Source organism: Bacillus cereus group sp. Bce019, from assembly GCF_051781745.1.
Lineage (GTDB): Bacteria > Bacillota > Bacilli > Bacillales > Bacillaceae_G > Bacillus_A > Bacillus_A cereus.
The window spans coordinates 1-252 of record NZ_JBPWJX010000254.1 but is presented as its reverse complement, the minus strand read 5'-3'; the positions used below and the strand labels follow the sequence as shown (position 1 = coordinate 252).

Here is a 252-nt window from a genome sequence, read left to right as displayed (position 1 = left end):
GTAATATCGCGACGGATGCGGTTCTCCACAGTGCGAACAGTGCGATCGCCCAGCAACTCTCCTGAAGTTGCGCCTTCTCCATTGAACGCTGTCATGCGATCAATCGTGGAGCGCACTTCGTTGTAAGTGCTAACGAATTCGTTGATTGTCTCTTTTAGTGATGCTTCATCGCGCTCAATCACCAGCGAAACCGGGTTTTCAGAAACGGCGGAAATATCAAGGGTTACCCCTTGAATGGCTTCTTCAATACGA

Annotated in this window: 1 protein-coding gene; it reads right to left on the bottom strand. The window is 49.6% G+C overall.

Going from position 1 to position 252, the window contains the following annotated elements; translation table 11 throughout:
* Positions 1 to 252, bottom strand: a 252-nt coding sequence (gene fliD / locus ACS2QP_RS28230; protein ID WP_438883135.1) for a flagellar filament capping protein FliD, incomplete at both ends; no start/stop codon positions are given.